This is a genomic window from Synechocystis sp. LEGE 06083 (assembly GCF_015207725.1).
Classification (GTDB): domain Bacteria; phylum Cyanobacteriota; class Cyanobacteriia; order Cyanobacteriales; family Microcystaceae; genus Synechocystis; species Synechocystis salina.
Genome location: NZ_JADEWJ010000463.1, coordinates 1 through 1,178, shown reverse-complemented (window position 1 = coordinate 1,178; position 1,178 = coordinate 1). Strand labels below are relative to the sequence as shown.

Sequence of the window (1,178 nt, the reverse complement as noted above, 5' to 3'; positions counted from 1 at the left end):
GTCAGAGGCCGAGGTCAGACCAGGGCCAAGATTTTCCGGTTCCCATAATCCTGCCAACTGAAAATGGAGATGATCATCCTTATCCCGTAGTCGGGGATAAACCACCCAAAAATGGGGATCTTCTAAGTTGACATGGCGTTTAAACAGACTAAAAGTTTTTCCCAATAACACCGACTCCACAATGTCCCCGGTTTCCGTCACCAATATCCCCCGTTGACTGGATTCCTCGCTGGCATAGTAGCGCCCATATACCACCCCGATCGCCCGGAATTGCTTGGGGTGACTGGGGGGAGAAATGGGATGCTGACGGGGTTGTAGCGCGGAATCGGCCATGGATGATCAGAGTCAGTGTTTAAAAGTTGGAGGGCTGATTTGACGCCCGATGGACACTAGGCACATTCTACCTTGAACTATCTAAGCGGATTGTTTTTGGGCAATGTCAGATAAAATGAGCCTGGAATCCCTGACCCTTTTACCCTCCTTGCCATGACCGCCCCCTTTACCCCTACCGAAATCGCCGCCGAAGGTATAAAACCCGAGGAGTACCTGGATATTGTGCAACGGCTGGGTCGCCATCCTAACAAAGCTGAGCTTGGCATGTTCGGTGTCATGTGGTCAGAACATTGTTGTTATAAAAATTCCCGGCCCCTATTGAGTAATTTTCCTACCGAAGGGGAACGGATTTTAGTAGGCCCTGGGGAAAATGCCGGCGTCGTGGATCTGGGGGATGGCTTGCAACTGGCGTTTAAAATCGAATCCCATAACCATCCCTCTGCAGTGGAACCATTCCAGGGAGCAGCCACCGGGGTGGGGGGCATTCTGCGGGACATTTTCACCATGGGAGCGAGGCCGATCGCCATTTTAAATTCCCTACGGTTCGGTAATTTGGACGATGCCAGAAATCGACGTATTTTCACCGGGGTAGTGGATGGCATCAGTCATTACGGTAATTGTGTTGGTGTGCCCACCGTAGGGGGAGAAATCTATTTTGATCCAGCCTATTCCGGTAATCCCTTAGTCAACGCCATGGCCTTGGGCTTGATGGAAACGGAAGAAATTGTCAAAGCCGGGGCTTCTGGGGTGGGCAATCCGGTTTTATATGTGGGTTCCACCACGGGGCGAGATGGCATGGGGGGAGCCAGCTTTGCCAGTGCTGAATTAACGGATCAGTCCATGGA

1 protein-coding gene and 1 pseudogene are annotated in these 1,178 nt (G+C 51.7%); one reads left to right on the top strand and one right to left on the bottom strand.

Going from position 1 to position 1,178, the window contains the following annotated elements:
• Nucleotides 1–333, bottom strand: a pseudogene (locus tag IQ219_RS19775) (hypothetical protein); the annotation flags it as partial.
• A gap of 153 nt (nucleotides 334–486) precedes the next feature.
• Between IQ219_RS19775 and IQ219_RS19770 the strand changes: the two are divergent.
• A partial coding sequence (locus IQ219_RS19770) for an AIR synthase related protein (RefSeq protein WP_228017415.1) occupies nucleotides 487–1,178 on the top strand: 692 nt, incomplete at its 3' end.